This window comes from Ruegeria sp. CG8, from assembly GCF_056537165.1.
Window position 1 is genome coordinate 539869 of the sequence record NZ_JBQFRA010000003.1, and the last position, 18181, is coordinate 558049.

Annotated in this window: 19 protein-coding genes, 1 other RNA gene and 1 riboswitch; of the genes, 7 read left to right on the forward strand and 13 right to left on the reverse strand. The window is 62.3% G+C overall.

The genetic code is table 11. The features are described 5' to 3' along the window. Positions 1 to 36: 36 nt before the first annotated feature. The 3 genes from pta to pdxR all read right to left on the reverse strand — a co-directional run bounded on the left by pta (position 37) and on the right by pdxR (position 4427). A complete protein-coding gene (pta, locus tag ACR0EF_RS12830; RefSeq protein WP_170370017.1) occupies positions 37 to 1044 on the reverse strand; it encodes a phosphate acetyltransferase in 1008 nt (335 codons plus the stop codon). 21 nt (positions 1045 to 1065) lie between these two features. Beyond that, the gene (xsc, locus tag ACR0EF_RS12835) at positions 1066 to 2841 is read right to left on the reverse strand and encodes a sulfoacetaldehyde acetyltransferase (protein WP_093964302.1); all 1776 of its coding nucleotides are present in this window, start codon (positions 2839 to 2841) and stop codon (positions 1066 to 1068) included. Positions 2842 to 2966: 125 nt separating this feature from the next. Beyond that, positions 2967 to 4427 carry a MocR-like pyridoxine biosynthesis transcription factor PdxR gene (gene pdxR / locus ACR0EF_RS12840; protein ID WP_170372997.1) on the reverse strand — a complete coding sequence of 487 codons (1461 nt, stop codon included), beginning with the start codon at positions 4425 to 4427 and terminating at the stop codon, positions 2967 to 2969. A gap of 134 nt (positions 4428 to 4561) precedes the next feature. Between pdxR and ACR0EF_RS12845 the strand changes: the two genes are divergently transcribed. Both ACR0EF_RS12845 and ACR0EF_RS12850 read left to right on the forward strand, forming a co-directional pair. Next, on the forward strand, positions 4562 to 4870 hold the full coding sequence (locus tag ACR0EF_RS12845) for an ArsR/SmtB family transcription factor (RefSeq protein WP_093964304.1): 309 nt from the start codon (positions 4562 to 4564) through the stop codon (positions 4868 to 4870). After that, positions 4863 to 5891: a permease gene (locus ACR0EF_RS12850; protein ID WP_170372998.1), complete on the forward strand. Its 1029-nt coding sequence runs from the start codon at positions 4863 to 4865 to the stop codon at positions 5889 to 5891. The genes ACR0EF_RS12845 and ACR0EF_RS12850 overlap by 8 nt, the downstream gene beginning before the upstream one ends. A gap of 41 nt (positions 5892 to 5932) precedes the next feature. On the opposite strand, the gene ACR0EF_RS12855 is transcribed toward ACR0EF_RS12850, so the two are convergent. Together ACR0EF_RS12855 and ACR0EF_RS12860 are read right to left on the reverse strand one after the other, a co-directional pair. Further along, the gene (locus ACR0EF_RS12855; RefSeq protein ID WP_170342351.1) at positions 5933 to 6322 is read right to left on the reverse strand and encodes a hypothetical protein; all 390 of its coding nucleotides are present in this window, start codon (positions 6320 to 6322) and stop codon (positions 5933 to 5935) included. Positions 6323 to 6372: 50 nt separating this feature from the next. Beyond that, positions 6373 to 7134 (reverse strand): DUF1013 domain-containing protein, encoded by a 762-nt coding sequence (locus ACR0EF_RS12860; protein WP_170342353.1) that lies wholly within the window; start codon positions 7132 to 7134, stop codon positions 6373 to 6375. 130 nt (positions 7135 to 7264) lie between these two features. Here ACR0EF_RS12860 and ACR0EF_RS12865 point away from each other — a divergent pair, with 130 nt between their 5' ends. Then, positions 7265 to 7906 (forward strand): ribonuclease T2 family protein, encoded by a 642-nt coding sequence (locus ACR0EF_RS12865; RefSeq protein WP_170342355.1) that lies wholly within the window; start codon positions 7265 to 7267, stop codon positions 7904 to 7906. On the opposite strand, the gene ACR0EF_RS12870 is transcribed toward ACR0EF_RS12865, so the two are convergent. Continuing rightward, positions 7903 to 8391 (reverse strand): hypothetical protein, encoded by a 489-nt coding sequence (locus tag ACR0EF_RS12870; RefSeq protein WP_170341383.1) that lies wholly within the window; start codon positions 8389 to 8391, stop codon positions 7903 to 7905. The genes ACR0EF_RS12865 and ACR0EF_RS12870 overlap by 4 nt on opposite strands. Positions 8392 to 8587: 196 nt before the next feature. Here ACR0EF_RS12870 and ACR0EF_RS12875 point away from each other — a divergent pair, with 196 nt between their 5' ends. Next, positions 8588 to 9085, forward strand: coding sequence for a lactoylglutathione lyase family protein (locus tag ACR0EF_RS12875; protein WP_093964418.1), 498 nt, complete (start codon positions 8588 to 8590; stop codon positions 9083 to 9085). Positions 9086 to 9156: 71 nt separating this feature from the next. Here the strand turns inward: ACR0EF_RS12875 and recR are convergent, their stop codons facing one another. The 3 genes from recR to ACR0EF_RS12890 form a co-directional block, all read right to left on the reverse strand. Further along, on the reverse strand, positions 9157 to 9750 hold the full coding sequence (gene recR / locus ACR0EF_RS12880; RefSeq protein ID WP_170341385.1) for a recombination mediator RecR: 594 nt from the start codon (positions 9748 to 9750) through the stop codon (positions 9157 to 9159). Between the two features lie 46 nt (positions 9751 to 9796). Continuing rightward, a complete protein-coding gene (locus ACR0EF_RS12885) occupies positions 9797 to 10141 on the reverse strand; it encodes a YbaB/EbfC family nucleoid-associated protein (protein WP_005980576.1) in 345 nt (114 codons plus the stop codon). 86 nt (positions 10142 to 10227) lie between these two features. Further along, positions 10228 to 11982, reverse strand: coding sequence for a DNA polymerase III subunit gamma/tau (locus tag ACR0EF_RS12890; protein ID WP_170370006.1), 1755 nt, complete (start codon positions 11980 to 11982; stop codon positions 10228 to 10230). 155 nt (positions 11983 to 12137) lie between these two features. On the opposite strand from ACR0EF_RS12890, the gene ACR0EF_RS12895 reads away from it, so the two are divergent. After that, complete coding sequence (locus ACR0EF_RS12895) at positions 12138 to 12641, forward strand: protein-tyrosine phosphatase family protein (RefSeq protein WP_170370004.1); 504 nt, start codon at positions 12138 to 12140, stop codon at positions 12639 to 12641. 3 nt (positions 12642 to 12644) lie between these two features. Here the strand turns inward: ACR0EF_RS12895 and ACR0EF_RS12900 are convergent, their stop codons facing one another. Next, entirely contained in the window at positions 12645 to 13052 is a 408-nt protein-coding gene (locus ACR0EF_RS12900) for a hypothetical protein (RefSeq protein ID WP_170370002.1), read from the reverse strand. 86 nt (positions 13053 to 13138) lie between these two features. Beyond that, a riboswitch (cobalamin riboswitch) is annotated at positions 13139 to 13356 on the reverse strand. 28 nt (positions 13357 to 13384) lie between these two features. Further along, the gene (locus ACR0EF_RS12905; protein ID WP_170370000.1) at positions 13385 to 13957 is read right to left on the reverse strand and encodes a TetR/AcrR family transcriptional regulator; all 573 of its coding nucleotides are present in this window, start codon (positions 13955 to 13957) and stop codon (positions 13385 to 13387) included. Between the two features lie 84 nt (positions 13958 to 14041). Between ACR0EF_RS12905 and ACR0EF_RS12910 the strand changes: the two genes are divergently transcribed. Then, complete coding sequence (locus tag ACR0EF_RS12910; RefSeq protein ID WP_170369998.1) at positions 14042 to 14899, forward strand: alpha/beta hydrolase family protein; 858 nt, start codon at positions 14042 to 14044, stop codon at positions 14897 to 14899. A gap of 81 nt (positions 14900 to 14980) precedes the next feature. Here ACR0EF_RS12910 and ffs read toward each other — a convergent pair. Both ffs and ACR0EF_RS12920 read right to left on the reverse strand, forming a co-directional pair. Continuing rightward, positions 14981 to 15079, reverse strand: an RNA gene (gene ffs / locus ACR0EF_RS12915) — signal recognition particle sRNA small type. A 39-nt stretch (positions 15080 to 15118) separates the two neighbouring features. Then, positions 15119 to 17185: a bifunctional 2',3'-cyclic-nucleotide 2'-phosphodiesterase/3'-nucleotidase gene (locus ACR0EF_RS12920; protein ID WP_367646416.1), complete on the reverse strand. Its 2067-nt coding sequence runs from the start codon at positions 17183 to 17185 to the stop codon at positions 15119 to 15121. Between ACR0EF_RS12920 and nudC the strand changes: the two genes are divergently transcribed. After that, positions 17161 to 18144, forward strand: a complete 984-nt coding sequence (gene nudC, locus ACR0EF_RS12925; protein ID WP_170369994.1) for an NAD(+) diphosphatase — start codon at positions 17161 to 17163, stop codon at positions 18142 to 18144. The genes ACR0EF_RS12920 and nudC overlap by 25 nt on opposite strands. The last annotated feature ends 37 nt before the right edge of the window (positions 18145 to 18181 follow it).

Sequence of the window (18181 nt, forward strand, 5' to 3'; positions counted from 1 at the left end):
AGAATACTGTTCTGACGATGGCGCCAGATTTGATGGTCATGTTCCCAATGCCTGCAGCACGGTCACGGCGATCATCTGTTCGACATCCTCGGCGCTGCAGCCCCGGGACAGATCATTCGCCGGTCGGGCCAGACCCTGCAGCACCGGGCCGATCGCCATGTATCCACCGATCCTCTGGGTGATCTTGTAACTGATGTTTCCCGCGTCCAGATTGGGAAAGATCATGACGTTGGCTTTGCCGGCCACTGTCGATCCCGGAGCCTTTTTCTGGCCGACGGGGGGGTGAAAAGCCGCGTCGAATTGCAGCTCGCCGTCGACATGCAGCTCGGGATGCTGTTCGCGCAAATGGCGCGTTGCCTCGGTAACCTTGTCGACACCGGGATGTCTTGCGCTGCCTTTGGTCGAAAAGCTCAACATCGCCAGTGAGGGCTGTTCCCGCAGGATGGCCCGGGCCGACTGGGCCGAGGCCGCCGCGATATGGGCCAGCTCCGATGCGGTCGGATCAATCACGAGCCCGCAATCGGAAAACAGCATCGCGCGCGCATCAGGTCCGCCCTGGTCCGGCGGGTACATCAGGAAAAACGAGGACACCAATCCGGCATCCGGGGCCAGGCCGATCACCTGAATCGCCGTGCGAACTACATCACCGGTCGTGTGGACAGCGCCACCGACCGTTCCCGTGACGCGCCCTGTCCGGACCAGCATGGCCGCGTAGACCAAGGGCGTTTCGGCGGCGGACCGGGCCGACACCGCATCCACGCCCTTGTGCCGGCGCAGATCGTGGTAGATGGCCGCGAACTCCTCGGTCAGCGGCGACTCGGTCGGGTCATGGATGGAGAGGTCATCGCCCGGTGCGGCGCCCTGCGCCAGCAACTCGGCTTCGATTTCTGCCCGCGGACCGACAAGGATGATGTCGGACAGCCCTGCGGACCGGGCGGCAAGCGCCCCCGCAACGATGCGGGGATCACTGCCTTCGCTCAGAGCAACGACTGGCCGGATTGCCGGAGCTTGCTGACGCAACAACTCGATGGGTGTCAGGGTCATCCGCTCCAGCTCCGTTCCCGCTCAGACCTGCTGCGGCACCATGTCGTCGGCGGAAATGCCGGCCACGGCCACAGGCTTTTTCATCGCGTCGCGGCGGAACGGTTCACCCAGTTCCTGGTTGATCAGGGCTTCGATCAGGGTGGTGATGCCGTTTTTCTGGTCTTCGATGGCCTGGTTCAGGGCGGCGGTCAGCTCGTCCATGGTGCGGGCGACGACACCCTTCAGGCCGCAGGCTTGGGCGATGCCGGCATAGGACACTTTGGTGTCCAGTTCGGTGCCCACGAAGTTGTCGTCGAACCACAGGGTCGAGTTGCGCTTTTCCGCGCCCCACTGGTAGTTGCGGAACACGATCTGCGTCACGGCAGGCCATTCCTCGCGGCCGATGGCGGTCAGCTCGTTCACCGCGATGCCGAAGGCACCGTCACCGGCAAAGCCAACTACGGGCACGTCCGGGCAGCCGATCTTGGCGCCGACGATGGCGGGCAGGCCATATCCGCACGGTCCGAACAGGCCGGGGGCCAGATACTTGCGACCTTCCTCAAAGGACGGGTAGGCGTTGCCGATGGCGCAGTTGTTGCCGATGTCCGAGCTGATGATGGCTTCTTTCGGCAGCGCGGCCTGAATGGCGCGCCATGCCATGCGGGGGCTCATCCAGTCGGGTTTGGCCGCGCGCGCGCGCTCGTTCCAGCTGGTACCGGGATCGTCGTCCTCGTGGTCCATGCTGCTGAGCTGCTGGGCCCAACGCGACTTCTTCTCGGCAATCTTGGCCTTGCGCTCGGCGCGGCCTTCGTCTCCGGCCGTGTCGCTCAGCTGCGCCAGGATGCCATTTGCCACCTTGGCCGCGTCGCCGACGATACCGACCGAGACCTTCTTGGTCAGGCCGATCCGGTCGGGGTTGATGTCGACCTGGATGATCTTGGCGTCGGCCGGCCAGTATTCCATGCCATAGCCCGGCAGGGTCGAGAACGGGTTCAGGCGGGTGCCGAGGCACAGGACCACGTCGGCTTCCTTGATCAGTTCCATCGCCGCCTTGGACCCGTTGTAGCCCAGCGGTCCGGCAAACAGCGGATGGCTGCCGGGGAAGGCGTCGTTGTGCTGGTAGCCGACGCAAACCGGCGCATCCAGACGCTCGGCCAGGGCCTTCGAGGCCTCGATGCCGCCTTTGGCCAGCACCACGCCCGCTCCGTTCAGGATCACGGGATTCTTGGCGTTCGACAACAGTTCGGCGGCCTTTGCGACAGCGGTTTCACCGCCTGCGGGACGCTCGAAATCGACGACCGCGGGCAGTTCGACGTCAATGACCTGGGTCCACATGTCACGCGGGATGTTGATCTGGGCCGGGGCGCTGGCGCGCTTGGCCTTCATGATCACGCGGTTCAGAACCTCGGTAACGCGGGATGGATCGCGGACCTCTTCCTGATACGCGACCATGTCTTCGAACAGTTTCATCTGTTCGACTTCCTGAAAGCCGCCCTGTCCGATGGTCTTGTTCGCGGCCTGCGGGGTGACCAGCAGCAGCGGTGTGTGGTTCCAGTAGGCGGTTTTGACGGCAGTGACGAAGTTGGTGATGCCGGGGCCGTTCTGTGCGATCATCATGGACATCTTGCCGGTGGCGCGGGTGTAACCGTCGGCCATCATGCCGGCGCTGCCTTCATGAGCGCAGTCCCAGAACATGATCCCGGCCTTGGGGAACAGGTCCGAGATCGGCATCATGGCCGAGCCGATGATCCCGAACGCGTGTTCGATGCCGTGCATCTGCAGAACCTTAACAAAGGCCTCTTCTGTCGTCATTTTCATTTGGACGCTCTCCAAGCAATGGTGGAAACGGTCAGGCGATACGCCTTGGCTTGCCATTGGTTTTGGCGCAACGGGGGCATCTGGGTTAGGGCCAGACACGGCGCCGGAGTAGGTCCAGTGTGGCCTCAGCAGTCCCGGATCGCGGCCGCAACCCGCTCGATTCCCGCGGGTATCCGGTCAGCCGAAATCGAGGAGTACCCCAGGCGGTAGTAGTTCCTTGGCCGATCCGGCCCCGAGAAGAACGCAGCGCCGGGCTCGATATGAACACTCTGATTTTGAAGCGTTTTCGCCAATTCCGCGGTGTCGACGTGGTCAGGTGCCTTCATCCACATCGACGATCCACCGAAGACCCCGCGCCCTGCCACGGTCAACCGGTTCGCCTCGATCGCGTTCTCGATCGTCTTGCGCCGCTGCATCAGAGCCTTGGACATACGCCGTATCTGGGCGTCATAGTGCCCGAGCGACAGGAAATAGGCCGCCGTTCGCTGGATATGGCCGGGTGGGTGTCGGAAAACGAGCGACCGCAGCGCGCGGGCCTCGCGGATGAACGGTTCGGATCCGACCATGTACCCCAACCGCAATCCCGGGAACAAAGACTTGGAAAAGCTGCCCACGTAGACCACACGCCCGTCCTTGTCCAAGGACTTGAGCGCCGGGGACGGGGCACCCAGGAAGGCCATCTCGAATTCATAGTCATCTTCGACGATCATTGCGTCCAGTTCGCGGGCGCGTTTCAACAGGTCGTGACGCCGGGCGACGGGCATTGTCGCGGTTGTCGGGCATTGGTGGCTGGGCGTGGTGTAGATCACGTCGGTGCCGTCCGGGATGGACTCGGGCGGTAACCCATCCTTGTCCACCCGCAATGGTGTCATCGAGGCATCCGAGCAGCGCATAAGCTCGTGCAGAGCGTAGTAGCTGGGGTCCTCGATCGCCGCCTTGCGCCCATGGCCCAGAAGAATGCGCGAGGTCAGCCAAAGGGCGTTCTGAGCGCCCAGCGTGATCAGGATTTCCTCGGGCCGAGCGGCGATACCGCGGCGGGGCAAGGTGTGGCGGGCAATGAACTCGATCAGCAACGGATCGTCCTGATCCACGTAGTCGCCGGTCAGCGAGTCGAAATCCTTGTGGCCAAGGGCCCGAACGGCGCAGAGGCGCCAGTTCGCATGATCAAACAGGGTGCGGTCGGCTTGGCCGTAGATGAACGGATAGCTGTATTCGCGCCAATCCGGTGGCTTGGCCAGAAAATCACCGTCGGAAAAGCGGCGGGCCAGTGCGGTGTCCCAGTTGACGGTTTCTTCGCTGCGCTGAACCGGTGTGTATTTCGGTGGCACCGGCGCGTTCTGCGACACGTAGTACCCGGACCGGCCTTTGGCCGTCAGATAGTCATTTGCCAGCAACTCGGTATAGGCCAGCGTCACGGTGATGCGGCTGACACCCAGATGCGCGGCCAGTTTGCGCGACGACGGCAGTTTCTCACCGACATGAAAGCGGCCTGACAGGATGCCCTCGGCAATCATCTGCTGGATTTGCGCCTGCAGAGTGCCCTGACCGCCCGGTTTCAGAAAGAAGGTATCGACAGAAATTCCCATGACTCGTTATATGTTGGACTTAAGTACAGGGCAATCTGGACTTATTCGGGATCAACGGAAATTTACCCATACGGTTGACTCGGGCTTTGCTCATCACTAAAAAACTAGAAATCTAGTTTAATGGAGGTAACCGAATGTGGGAAAAAGCTGCTGCAGGGTTTTCCGCGATGGGGTCCGAGGCGCGATTGCAGGTGCTCAAGACCCTTGTGCGGGCCGGACAGGCTGGTCTGACGGTCGGAGAGATCCAAAGTCGGACTGGGATGGCACCGTCCACCCTTGCTCATCACCTGCGATTCCTGGCGGCAGGCGGCGTGGTCGAGCAGGAGAAATCCGGGCGGACCACAATCAACCGAGCATGTTTCGATGAATTGAGGTCACTGGCGCAGTTCATCCTCAGCGAATGCTGCGCGGATGAATCCAGAAAGGTTGCCAACGATGGCTGAATTGACCCAATCCCCGAAGGCCGTTGGTCAAACCCTGTCCGGTCTGCTGAAGACACCCTGGGCCCTGATCGTGGCGATCCTTGTGCTTGTGGTAATTCTGGACCCAGGCAATTGGGTGAACGTCACGACTTTTGCAGCCAAGGCTCTGGTGCACACCGGTCAGTACATCCTGTTTGCAGTGCTATTGCTGTCCTACCTCAAGGCCAGCGGGGCCGAGACTATGGTTGCCCGGGCCTTCGAGGGCCGCGAAACCCGGATGATCCTGCTGGCCGCGTTGTTCGGCGGGTTGGCTCCGTTCTGCTCTTGCGAGGTGATCCCGTTCATCGCAGGCCTGCTCGCATTGGGTGCGCCCTTGTCGGCGGTCATGGCCTTCTGGCTAAGCTCGCCGTTGATTGACCCGCCCACGCTTTTGATCACGGCGGGCGCTTTGGGCTGGCCGTTTGCGATCGGCAAAGCCGTTGCTGCCGTGGCACTGGGATTGTTCGGCGGGTTCGCGGTGCGTTTTCTCATGCGTCAGGGTGCCTTTGCCCAACCTCTGCGCCGCTATGAACCGGCCGGATGCTGTGGCTGCGGTCCGAAGAAAGACACGCTGCTTTGGCGCTTTTGGCAAGAGCCCGAACGCCGCGTCCGGTTCCGTCGGGAATTCATGCAGAACGGCCTGTTCCTGCTGAAGTGGCTCGCTCTGGCCTATGTGCTCGAGGCGCTGCTGGTCAGCTATGTTCCGGCTGATCTGATCGCGCGGCTGGTTGGTGGCGACGGTGCCTTGCCGATCGTTATCGCCGCCTTTGTCGGGATGCCGGCCTACCTGAATTCGTATGTCGCGCCGCCTCTTCTGGCCGGCCTGATGGAGCAGGGGATGAGCGCGGGCGCGGCGATGTCCTTCATGATCGCCGGGGCCGTCAGTTCCATTCCGGCCATGGCGGCTGTCTGGTCTCTGGTCAAACCCCGTGTGTTCGCAGCCTATATCGGGCTTGGGATCAGCGGAGCTATTGCAGCCGGTATCCTGTTCCAGCTTTTGTAAGAGAAAGACCGCCCGGAGAATACTCCGGGCGGTTTTGCATATCAGCTTGCGCCGCAGTTGCTTGGCAATTTGAACCGATACCGCGGTTCGCCGCTGTCCACGTAAACCCGTTTTTCCACACAGGCCGTGGTTCCGATACTGCGCGCGATCGGCGCCTCGGTCGCGGTGATTGAAGTTGCCGATCCGTCCGGCAATCGAACCGACGCGATGACCCCGTTCTTGAGATCACCATTGATTGGCGTAGCCGACAGTACGGGAACGGTCAGAAACGCTTCGTGTTCGTGTTTCCCATCGCCGCTGAACAGCAGCAGACCGGCAGCTACGGCGATAACGGCCACGCCGCCCAGAATGGCCAGTCCCTTGGTTTTTGCGAAAGCGTAAATCGAAACCGCCCGGTGCGGCCCAAAGATAGACGATAGAATGTTCAGCATGGTCCAGTTCCAAAAAGGCCCCGGTCCATCGGACCGGGGCCAGCACAGTGTCAGTTGCGCAGATCGTCCTCGTCGTCTTCTTCGGCACCGCCCTTGGGCAGGTTGAAGAAGCTGTCGGCATCCACCACTGCTTCGTCTTCTTTTTCCTCGTCGCCGTCATCGGACAGCGAGAAGGTTTCCAGCCCCTCGATCGCCGTGGGGATCTTGGGAGCGGCATCCATTTCCAGCGACTGTTCGGTCGAGACCAGCTTGCGGCGCTCGTCATCGCTCATGACGCCACCTTCGGCGGCCTTCTTGGCGGCGGCTTTCTGGACGGCGGCATCCAGTTCGGACTGTTTGCACAGGCCCAGCGCGACCGGGTCGATCGGCTGCATGTTGGCGATGTTCCAGTGGGTGCGCTCGCGGATCGACTGGATCGTGGGCTTGGTGGTGCCAACCAGTTTGGCGATCTGGCCATCGCTCAGCTCCGGATGGAACTTGACCAGCCACAGGATCGAGTTCGGGCGGTCCTGGCGCTTGGACAGTGGCGTGTAGCGCGGACCGCGGCGCTTTTCCTCGCCGGCGGCGGCGGGGTTGAACTTGAGCTTCAGCTTGTGCAGCGGATCTTTCTCGGCCTTGTCGATCTCTTCCTGAGTCAGCTGGTTGTTGGCGATCGGGTCGAACCCTTTGACGCCTGCCGCCACATCGCCATCAGCGATGCCTTGCACTTCCAACTCGTGCATGCCCACGAAATCCGCGATCTGCTTGAAGCTGATCGTGGTATTGTCCACCAGCCAAACGGCGGTTGCCTTGGCCATCAGGGGTTTTGCCATCAGCCCGTCTCCTTTGAATACATCTGTCCCGTCGCCGGAATTCGGCGGCCCCGTGGTCTTGGGGCAGGTTTCCGTTGTCGGGGAACTTGGCCCGTATATAGTCGTGCAGATGCAAGAAGGGAAGAGGCGAATGCGCTGGGCGTTATTGGGGCTGCTGGTGTGGATTTTCGGCGCGATGGCCGCGCTGGCCGATGGCGAGAAGTCAGGCGAGTTCGACTATTACGTCCTGTCGCTGAGCTGGTCGCCCAACTGGTGCGCCCGCGAAGGCGACGCGCGCGGATCCGACCAATGCGATGCGCGCCACGATCACGGCTGGATCCTGCACGGGTTGTGGCCGCAATACCACCAAGGCTGGCCCTCCTATTGCCCGACAGCCAAGGCGCCGCCGTCCCGTGCGATGACCCGACAGATGGAAGATATTCAAGGCAGTTCGGGTCTGGCCTGGCACCAGTGGAAGAAACACGGCACCTGTTCGGGCCTGTCCGCAGCGGACTACTACGCGTTGTCCCGGCAAGCCTATGACCGCATCACCCGACCGCCGGTGTTTCGCAAGTTGGACAAAGCCGTGAAACTGCCGGCGCGCGTGGTCGAGGATGCCTTCCTCGACGCCAATCCGGGGCTCGAGCCAGACATGATCACCGTCACTTGCAAGCACGGTTACATCGAAGAAGTGCGCGTCTGTCTGTCACGTGATCTGGACCCGGTGCCCTGTGGGCGGGACGTGATCCGGGACTGCACCGCTTCGGATGCGTTGTTCGATCCGATTCGCTAGAGCTTCTTGTTCTGGCAGTCCCGCGCATAGTCCAATGCCTTGGCGGTGCCCTTCAGATCGATCGCCAAAACCCGCTCGCCTGCGGGGTTGTAGATCGTCATCGTCTTGTTCTGGGCGATGGCCGCAACAAAGTTCCGGTCGGTGAAGAACACGGTCGCACCGGGCACCCGATCCTGCTTGAACCCGATGGCTGTGGCGTCAAAGCTCTTGCCGTCCAGCTCGAACCGGATCGGATAGGATTTGCCGGGCTCGATGTTGCCCCACCCCTTGTGGAAAACGGTGAAATAGCCCCGATTGTCCAGAGCATCATAGCCCAGGCGCACCACGGACAGGTCCTGATACACCGTCTGGATCAGACAGCCGTTGCCCAGATTGGGGTCCATCATGATGTTCCAGCCTTCGACGAACCCCTTGTCGACCAGTTGCTGTGACCACGCGGAAGTGGCGGTGAAGGCGGCGAAGGTCAGGGCGAGAAGGCGTTTCATGGCGGGTTCCGATATCAAATGGGTCAGGCTAGGGCATAGTACACGGTGCGGGGTCGACGGAAAGATCATTCTAGGCCTCGGCAGCAGTGCATGATGATCTATGTGCATGGAACAACACGGCTTTGCCTTGTGGGGCGGGCGCTTGAAACAAGGACGTTGCAAAATACGTCTTGCCCAATAGACCAAGGAGCAAGCCATGCCTCAACATCCAAGAACATTCTCTCACATCGGGTTGTCCGTCCCGAACGTGGACGAAGCCGTGAAATTCTATTCCGAGGTTTTGGGATTTTACGTGATCATGCCGCCAACCGACGTGGTCGAGGATGACACGGACATCGGCGTGATGTGCACGGACGTGTTTGGCCCGAATTGGAAAAAACTGCGTATCGCGCATCTGGCGACCGCCGATCGTATCGGGATCGAGCTTTTTGAGTTTGATGGAAACTACGCGCCGGAAAACAACATCGACTTTCGCAGGAACGGGACGTTCCATTTCTGCGTCCAGGATCCTGATGTCGAAGGCTTGGTGGAAAAAATCGTGGCGGCCGGCGGGAAACAACGCATGCCTATCCGATACTACTACCCCGGCGAGAAACCCTACCGCATGGTCTATGTCGAGGATCCGTTCGGGATAGTCTTCGAGATCTACAGCCATTCCTATGAATTGACCTACTCGTCGGGTGCCTACACCTGACCGATGGGTAAAGTGGTACCTTGCAATCGGGGAGGGGCGAGAGCGTGCTGCTTGCAGGCAGCACGCGGCGGCTACAGTTCTTTCCGCGCCCGCAGCGCTGCGGTGATGGTCCCGTCATCCAGATAGTCCAACTCGCCCCCGATCGGCACGCCCTGCGCCAGCGAGGTCAGGCGGACCTGTCCTTCCAACTGATCTGCGATGTAATGGGCCGTGGTCTGCCCGTCGACGGTCGCGTTCAGGGCCAGGATTACTTCCGTGATGTTTTCGGCGGTGACGCGGTCGCGCAGGCGGGGGATGCGCAGGTCTTCCGGGCCGACGCCGTCCAGCGCCGAGAGCGTTCCGCCCAGCACATGGTAGCGGCCTTTGAACACGCCCGCGCGTTCCATCGCCCACAGGTCGGCCACGTCTTCGACCACGCACAGCTCACCGGTGGCGCGGTCTTCGGAATTGCAGATGTCGCAGATGTCGGTGGTGCCCACGTTGCCGCAGTTCAGGCATTCGCGTGCGGTGGCGGCGACCTGCTGCATGGCGTCCGACAACGGCGTCAGCAGCAGGGCGCGTTTGCGGATCAGGTGCAGCACCGCCCGCCGGGCCGAGCGCGGTCCCAGCCCCGGCAGCTTGGCCATCAGATCGATCAGGGCGTCGATGTCACTGTTCGAACTCATGGCCTGTCCTGCGTGGCTTTGGCGGCGGGGGTTTGAGGGGCGAAGATCAGAACGGCAGCTTGATGTCCGCCGGCAGGCCCATGCTTTCGGTCAGCTTGGCCATTTCTTCCTGCGACCGCTCGGCGGCTTTGGTCTGCGCGTCCTTGATTGCGGCCAGGATCAGGTCCTCGACCACTTCCTTGTCGTCGCTGTTGAAAATCGAGGGGTCGATGTCCAGACCTTTCAGTTCGCCCTTGGCCGAGGCCGTGGCCTTGACCAGGCCCGCGCCGGATTCGCCGACGACCATGATGGTGTTCAGCTCTTCCTGCATCTGCGCCATCTTAGTCTGCAGTTCCTGCGCGGATTTCATCATCTTGGCCATGTCGCCCAGACCGCCGAGTCCTTTGAGCATCTGTATGTCTCCTGTCATTCGATTTGCGGCCTAGATACGGGCCGTCCGCGTTCTTCACAAGGGCAGCGCGCCATCTGCGCGGATGATCAGTCTTCCTCGAACGGGTCCCATTCGTCTTCGACCTCGGGCAGGGCTTCGGTTTCGACCTTGGCCGCACGGTCCTCGGGTGTTTCGATCCGGGTGATGCGGGCCTTGGGGAACTGAGTCAGAACCGCCTGCACCAAAGGGTGCTCTTCGGCCTTGGCCTTCAGCGCCAGCTCGGCCGCGTCGCGCAGTTCGGCGATGGTGGGCGCGTCGCCGTCCGAGACGATTGAGACCGCCCAGCGATTGCCGGTCCAGCGCTGCAGCGCGGACCCGAGCCGCGCGGCCAGGTCGGTGGGCGCCTTTTCGGTGGGCGTGAACTCGATCCGGCCCGGCTGGTACGAGACGAGGCGGACGCCGTTCTCGACCTCGACCAGCAGTTTCACGTCGCGGTTGGCGCGGATCAGCTCGACCACATGCTCGAAAGTTGGAAAACGCGCCAGCGCGGTCTGCACGTCCTGGGCCAGCGCTGCCGTCGGCGCACCGCCCGCACCGCGCGGGGCCGGCGCGTGGGCCGAGGCCGTCGCGGTCACGGGCGGTGCACCGTTTCCGGCGACCGGAACGCCGCCCCCCGGCCCGCCGACGGGCGGCGGAGGGCTGTCCTGAAGGCGCTTGATCAACTCTTCCGGGCTGGGCAGATCGGCCACATGGGTCAGGCGGATCACCGCCATTTCCGCGGCCATCATGGCGTTGGGGGCGGCCGAGACTTCCTCTAGTGCCTTCAGCAGCATCTGCCACATCCGGGTCAGCGCCCGCATCGGCAGCGCCTCGGCCATCTGCTGGCCGCGGGTGCGTTCATCGGGCGAGACGGTGGGATCTTCGGCTGCGTCGGGGGTGATCTTCACCACCGAGACCCAATGCGTGATTTCGGCCAGATCGCGCAACACCGCCAGCGGGTCGGCGCCCTCGGCATATTGCGCGCCCAGTTCGGTCAGGGCCCCGGCCGCATCGCCGCGCAGGATCATGTCCACCAGGTCCAGCACGCGGCCCCGGTCGGCCAGTCCCAGCATCGCGCGCACCTGGTCGGCGGTGGTTTCGCCGGCACCATGGCTGATTGCCTGATCCAGCAGCGAGGTCGCATCCCGGGCCGAGCCTTCGGCGGCGCGGGTGATCAGTGCCAGCGCGTCATCCGAGATTTCCGCGCCCTCGGCGGTGGCGATCTTGCGCAGCAGGCCGATCATCACTTCGGGCTCGATCCGGCGCAGGTCGAACCGTTGGCAGCGCGACAGCACGGTGACCGGAACCTTGCGGATCTCGGTCGTGGCGAAGATGAATTTCACATGCTCGGGCGGTTCCTCCAGCGTTTTCAACAGCGCGTTGAAGGCGCTGGTCGACAGCATGTGGACTTCGTCGATGATGTAGATCTTGTACCGCGCGCTGGCGGCGCGATAGCGCACGCTGTCGATGATCTCTCGGATGTCGTTCACGCCGGTGCGGCTGGCGGCGTCCATTTCCAGCACGTCCACATGGCGACCTTCCATGATGGCCACGCAATGCTCGCACTGGCCGCAGGGTTCGGTCGTTGGGCCGCCATTGCCGTCGGGTCCGATGCAGTTCATGCCCTTGGCGATGATCCGGGCCGTGGTCGTCTTGCCGGTGCCGCGGATGCCGGTCATGATGAAGGCCTGCGCGATCCGGTCCGCCTCGAACGCGTTTTTCAGCGTGCGCACCATGGCATCCTGACCGACCAGGTCGGCAAAGGTTTCCGGGCGGTATTTTCGGGCGAGAACCTGATAGGCGGGGCTGGACTGTGTGGTCATGTCTGCTCTGACGGATTCGTACTGACGATGCAGGGTAGAGTTCCCGGTGCCCCGCGTCCACAGCGCCGGTGCAGGTTTTTCGCTTTGGCGAGCGCGCGGTGTGAGGCATACTGCGCGGATCAAGTTCAATCAGCCAGTTTCGGGGGGAACGTCTGATGACAAATCTTGTGGTTCATGCATTGCAGGTGGGCGGCGGTACGCTGGCCCTGACCTCGGTTCCCGGCGGTGGCGGCGACTATGAGGGAGACCTGGACCTGATTTCAGCCTGGGCGCCGGGGCTGGTGATTTCGATGACAACCCTTGCCGAACTGGTTGCCGTGGGTGCGGGCGAATTGGGTTGTGACATCCATCGGCGCGCCTGTCGGTGGGCGCATCTGCCGGTCGCCGACTTCTCGGCGCCGTTGACCGAGATATCCGGCCGCTGGCCCGAAGTCAGTGCCGCCGCCCGCCATGCGCTGTCGGGCGGCGGGCGGGTACTGGTCCACTGCCGGGGCGGTTGCGGGCGGTCTGGCATGGTTGTCCTGCGTCTGATGATCGAAAGCGGCGAGCAGCCGGAACAAGCCCTGAAACGCCTGCGGGCCGTACGCCCCTGCGCGGTCGAAACCGATGCTCAGATGGACTGGGCCATCGCCCCGGCGCGCGAGGCACTGGCGACCTGACCTTCAGGCGGTTGCGCGGAACTCGCGCTCGGCCCTGACCACGGGCATGATCGCCGTGGCCTGCAGCATCGCACAGGGTCGATCACCAATGACCTGTGCGGGCAGGGCGTCGCGCTGGTCGTCAAACAGCATGTCGGCAAAGGTATCAAGGCAGTCGGGTGGGGTGTCGGCGGCCGCTCCGCAATACACGCGGATCCGTTCGGGACGTGCATCGAACCGCGCCGTGCAGCCATGTTCGCAATGGGCCAGTTCGCTGCTGCCTTCCACTTGGAAGTCGGGGGATGTTGCCGCCTGCGCCGTCGCCATTGCCTGCGCGATGGCCCGTGCCATGCGCGCCAGTGCCGGGCAGGTCTTTCCGGTGCGCTGGCAGATTGTTGCCGCGAATTCATGGGTGTCGGTCTTCCAAATCATGTTGCGCCCTCCGCGCGCTGGGCGAGGTGGATTTGGACAGACGCCGGTTTCAAGGCCAGACCCTGCCCGGACACCCCGTCCGAGTTTCGGTTTCACGTTTGATGGCAGGTCTCCTGACTTGCGGGTCTTTGCTTTGCCAACCTTCCCAACCTTGCGGTCAGTGGTATTTAGGCATCGCTCTCCGCCTACAGTTGCGGGGGCAGTCGCGGCCTTGGTCCGCTCCGGAGTTCCGGGTTGGACCGCACCGTGTTCCCTTTTCATCCCGGACCGAAACGGCACGGGAACCATCCCCTCATCGCTAGCGGTGTATCCGAGATCGAGTCAAGACGGTTTCAGCCCGGTTGCCGGAGTGAGGCCCAAGGGAACAGATCAGGCAGTCTGCGCAGCACATTCGAATCCCTGCGGGCACGGGCCAATTGCCAGCCGCCTTGCATCACGATGAACAGGGTGTCCGCAGCATTTTCAGGGTCGGAAACTCCGAACCGCGCGGCGTGGTTTCGAACTTCGATGATCCAGCTTTCATACAGACGGTCTGCATGTTCCCGAAACGCGCGGTTGTCGGGGCTTTCGAACAGGGTGGCGGCGATCGGGCAGGTCTCCCATTGGGCCGAGGTGTCGAACAGCTTCGCGATCTTGTGGCACAGGGTGGTGACCCCGTCGCGAAAATCCGCGGCGTCGTCGAATGCCGCAGCGATCATGCTCAACATCCCGTCCGAGGCCCAACTGGCCGCCGCCAGGGCCAGATCCGGCTTGCCCTTTGGAAAATGGTGATAAAGCGAACCCTTGGGGGCTTGCGCTTCGGCCAGCAATTCCGCCAGACCGACACCGTTATAGCCCGAGCGCTGGAACAGTCGGGCGGCAGTCACGATCAGGCGATCTTTGGTGTTTGGTGGACGTTGGGTCATGCAGGCCAAATATTGACAGGCCTAGACCAATTGGTCCAGACACAAAGTATTAGACCGATCGGTCCAGAGTGTTTGGAGGCAAAGATGTTGGATTCGCAGCACGCGGTTGACGTGGAAGACTTTAAGTTTCCGTCGGGCCAGACCCAGCTGGCGGCGCGGCTTTACACTCCGGCGGTCGAGCCGCAAACCGTTGTTGTGCTGAACGGCGCAACAGGAGTGCCACGTGACTACTATCAGCACTTTGCTCGCTGGCTGGCCGCCGAGCGCGGTATGGCTTGCCTGACATATGATTACCGGGATTTCGAGCATTCGCTGACCGGGCGGCTGAAAGACTCGAAGGCCACGATGGCGGACTGGGCGCTGATCGACATGCCCGCAGCGCGTGCCGAGATGCACCGTCGATACCCGCAGGCAAAACTGTGGGTGATCGGGCATTCGGTCGGTGGAATGCTGGGTCCGCTGCAACCGGAAATCGAACAGATCGACCGGATGATCTGTGTGTGCGCAGGTTTGGTGACGGTGGCCGATCACCCGTGGCCCTACAAGGGCTTGGCGACTCTGTTCTGGTATGGCCACGTGCCACCTCTGGTGCGTCTTCTGGGGTACCTGCCGGGGAAACTTCTGGGATTCGGAGCCGATTTGCCGGCGGGCGTCTATTGGCAATGGCGCAAGTGGTGTACATCGCCCACCAGCTATCTGCCCGAATTGGGAGACACGCTTCCCCAGGCGGATTGGAGTCGGGCGAACGCCACGGCGGATATCATTGCGTTCGAGGATGACCAGACTGTGCCACCGCCCGCGGTCTGGCGGCTGTCTGAACTCTATGGTCCGACCGCCCGTCGGCGTTTGTTGCAGCCGAAGGATTTCGGACTGTCCGAAATCGGTCATATCGGCGCCTTCGCCCGGCGCAGCAGTGCCGTTTGGCCGCGATTGATCGCCTGACCCGCCCGCAAGCGCGGTTTTCAGGAACAACGACGAAATACAGAGGTTGGATTGACCGGGCCGAATACGCGGCGCGGCGTCAAGTGAGAGGTTGGACATCGACCCAAGCGGGGCTCGTTGTGGCTGCTTCCTTCCGGACCTGACCAGGTTGGCGAGGCGCTTGCCCGCGCCAACCTCTCGACCGCCGATATAGGCATCACGCACCCGCTTGGCAACCCGTCACAAAGACAGGCGTACCCTAAGAAACCCGCGCGCGTCCTGCCCGTCGGTGGTGGCTGCAAAGTGGTCGAGCTCGTGCAGGTAGTTTGCAGCGCGTGGCCCGGTCTTCAGAATCACGGACCGGCCCGCCTGCGGAACAAAGGAAAAGCTTTGGGCGGTGTTTTCCACCGGATCCGGACCCAATCGTCCCGCCAGGTAGTCGCGCAAGATTCCCTGGAGGCTCAGCGGCGGCACCGGGATCAGGCGGGCCGGGTCTGGGACGGGAAAGTTGCCGCCGCCATTGGCTCGGTAGCTGTTTGATGCAACGACGAATTGTTCATCCGGATCGACGGGGCGGCCCTGAAAGGCAAGATCGCGCAGGCGGGAATGGGACGTGTCGATCAACTGGCCGCCTAAATCATATCGCGCGGGCTGGGTCAGATCGAACCTGTAGGTCACCCCATGCAGCACGTCGAAATTGTGCCCGGTGCCCTCGGGGTCGATCAGAACCTGCTCGTCGCTGTTGCCAAGTTGGGAAAACTGGGCAGCCGACATCTCCAGCCACTCGGCGATCTGGCGGCCATCCAGCAGCATGGCGGCCAGTTGGTTTGGAAACACATGCAAGTCCGAGACATGCCTTACGGTGACATCGCCAGCCGGGACTTCGGTGTAATGCCGTGGTCCGGCCCGGCCTCCGAATTTCGAAGGTGCGGCTGCGGACAGAACAGGGAGGGTTTCAAAGGTCGTTCCGGCCAGAACCGGTCGCAGGGCTGCCGCCTGTGCTGCGGCGACCAAGTTCAGCCCCTGATCCACCCCGCAAAAGGTGAAATAGCTGTGCAGGGTACGATTGATCCGGCCCACCGGCTGGGCAGCGGCTTTGCGGGTCGCCTTATGGGCGGCGGCAAAAAGTTCGACCATCTCAGGGTCTTCAGGAACGACCCGAGCGCCGGTTTCAGCCCCGCCCGGGCAGATCGCGCGCAGATGCGCGCTGTGACCAGCAATTCTCGCTTCTCCCGCGGCGTTCATAGCAAGCGTGAGGTCGATCACCCCCAAATGCGACCCCGCTGATCCGGGCATGACCACGGGTCTGGCCTGCTGCGGGTTACCATCGCTTGGGTCGGGCAGTGTCAGGTGCGTGTGTCCGGCCACGATTGCATCAATACCGTCCAGAGCAGAAAGCTGTGCGACCACATTTTCCGACATCGGCGCGACGTCGGGCTCGCCTAGACCAGAATGTGCAAGAGCCACAATCAGGTCGCAGCCCTGACGACGCAAATTCTCGGCCATCCGGCGCGCCGTGGCGACGGCATCCTCGGCTGCAACCTGGCCTTCCAATTGTGGTGCTTCCCACTTCACCGTCTGCGGTGGCAGGATCGAGAACACGCCAATTCGGACAGGAGTGCTTTGGCCGTTGATGTGGACATGACGGGTCAGGATGGCCTGTTTCTGCCAGGGCGCTACCCCGGTCAGACACTGCATGTTGCTGCACAAAACCGGGCAAGGTGCCCGAGAAACGATCCGGCCCAGAGCTGGCAGACCAAAGCCGAAATCGTGGTTCCCCAGCGCAATTGCGTCGTAGCCCAAGCGCGCAAAGGCGGACATCAAAGGGTGGGTCGCGTCGGTCTGTTCGACCGCCCAGTCACCCAGAAGTGTCCCCTGAAGGGAATCGCCGTTGTCGAACAGCAGGACAGTTGCATTTGCCTCTTCCGCCTCTCGACGTGCAGAGCGGATCAAACTGGCGGTTCGGGTGAAGCCCACACTCGGTTCCGGCCGGTCAGCATAATAGTCGAAACTGGTCAGATTCATGTGCAGATCGGTCGTTGCAAGAATCCGGATGTGCGCGGTTTTCAAGTGGGGATGTGCCTGAAGCAGGGAGGATTTCAGAGCCAATTTTCTTCTTTTAGGTGCTGTTGTGCATACGTTTTCACTGAAAGGTAGAATACAGGTAATCGTCAGGGCTTCCATGCGTCCTTTGCGACAACGATGCTTTTTGCGAGTGTGAATTCCCATTGCACCAGTGCCCAAGTCGTGGCAGCCCTTGTGCAAATTCCAAAGGGACAGGCATGAAACGGGCGGAAAGCGTGACATTTGGCAGCTCTGGACTGGACCGGGCGGCGCAGATCCGTACCGATGCCAGAGCTTTGGAGGCAGCACGGTCCGATCCCACGGCGCGGTGCATCCTGATGTGGCGGGGCAAACCGCTGGTCATGGGCGAAGCGCTGGACCAGTTGGCCTTGGTTCCGATGGACCACGATCTGGTTGCGAACGGACCCGGCGGGGCGGTTGACCAACCGATCTTGCTGGGGCGCAGTGATGCGGGTGCGCCGCTGTTTGCAATGGACATTTCGAATTGGTCTGCCGACGGGTTGGACCTGTCGGGCGTTGGAGCGTTCGTGGACCGAACCGAACAGCAGCATCCGGGGCTGCCCGTGGGCCACGTGTTCGCCGAGCTTCGTCGGATCATGACCCGGCTGTCGGCCCGGGACGCCGAATTGGCAGCCACCGCCAAGGCCGTGATCGGCTGGCACGAGACGCACAGGTTTTGCGCGCGCTGCGGCAACCCGACCAACATTTCACAGGCCGGGTGGCAACGGCTGTGCCCGGCCTGTGGCGGGCAGCACTTTCCACGCACCGATCCGGTGGTGATCATGTTGGTCACGCATGGTGATACTGTCCTGATGGGCAGATCTCCGGGGTGGCCCGACGGTATGTATTCACTGCTGGCCGGTTTCGTCGAACCGGGCGAAACCCTTGAGGCCGCCGTGCGACGCGAGGTCATGGAGGAGGCCGGCGTTCCGGTCGGACCCGTCAGCTATCTGGCAAGTCAACCCTGGCCATTTCCGTCGTCGCTGATGTTCGGGTGTGCAGCGCAGGCGCTGTCGCGCGAGATCACGATCGACCCGGTCGAGATCGAGGACGCGATGTGGGTCACCAAATCCGAGATGATGCAGGCTTTTGCAGGCGAGCACCCCAAGCTTCTGCCAGCGCGGAAGGGGGCAATCGCGCATTTTCTTTTGCGTAACTGGCTTGCAGATACGCTGGACTGACGAAACACTGGCACCCTGACTGAGCAGAAAAGGCCGA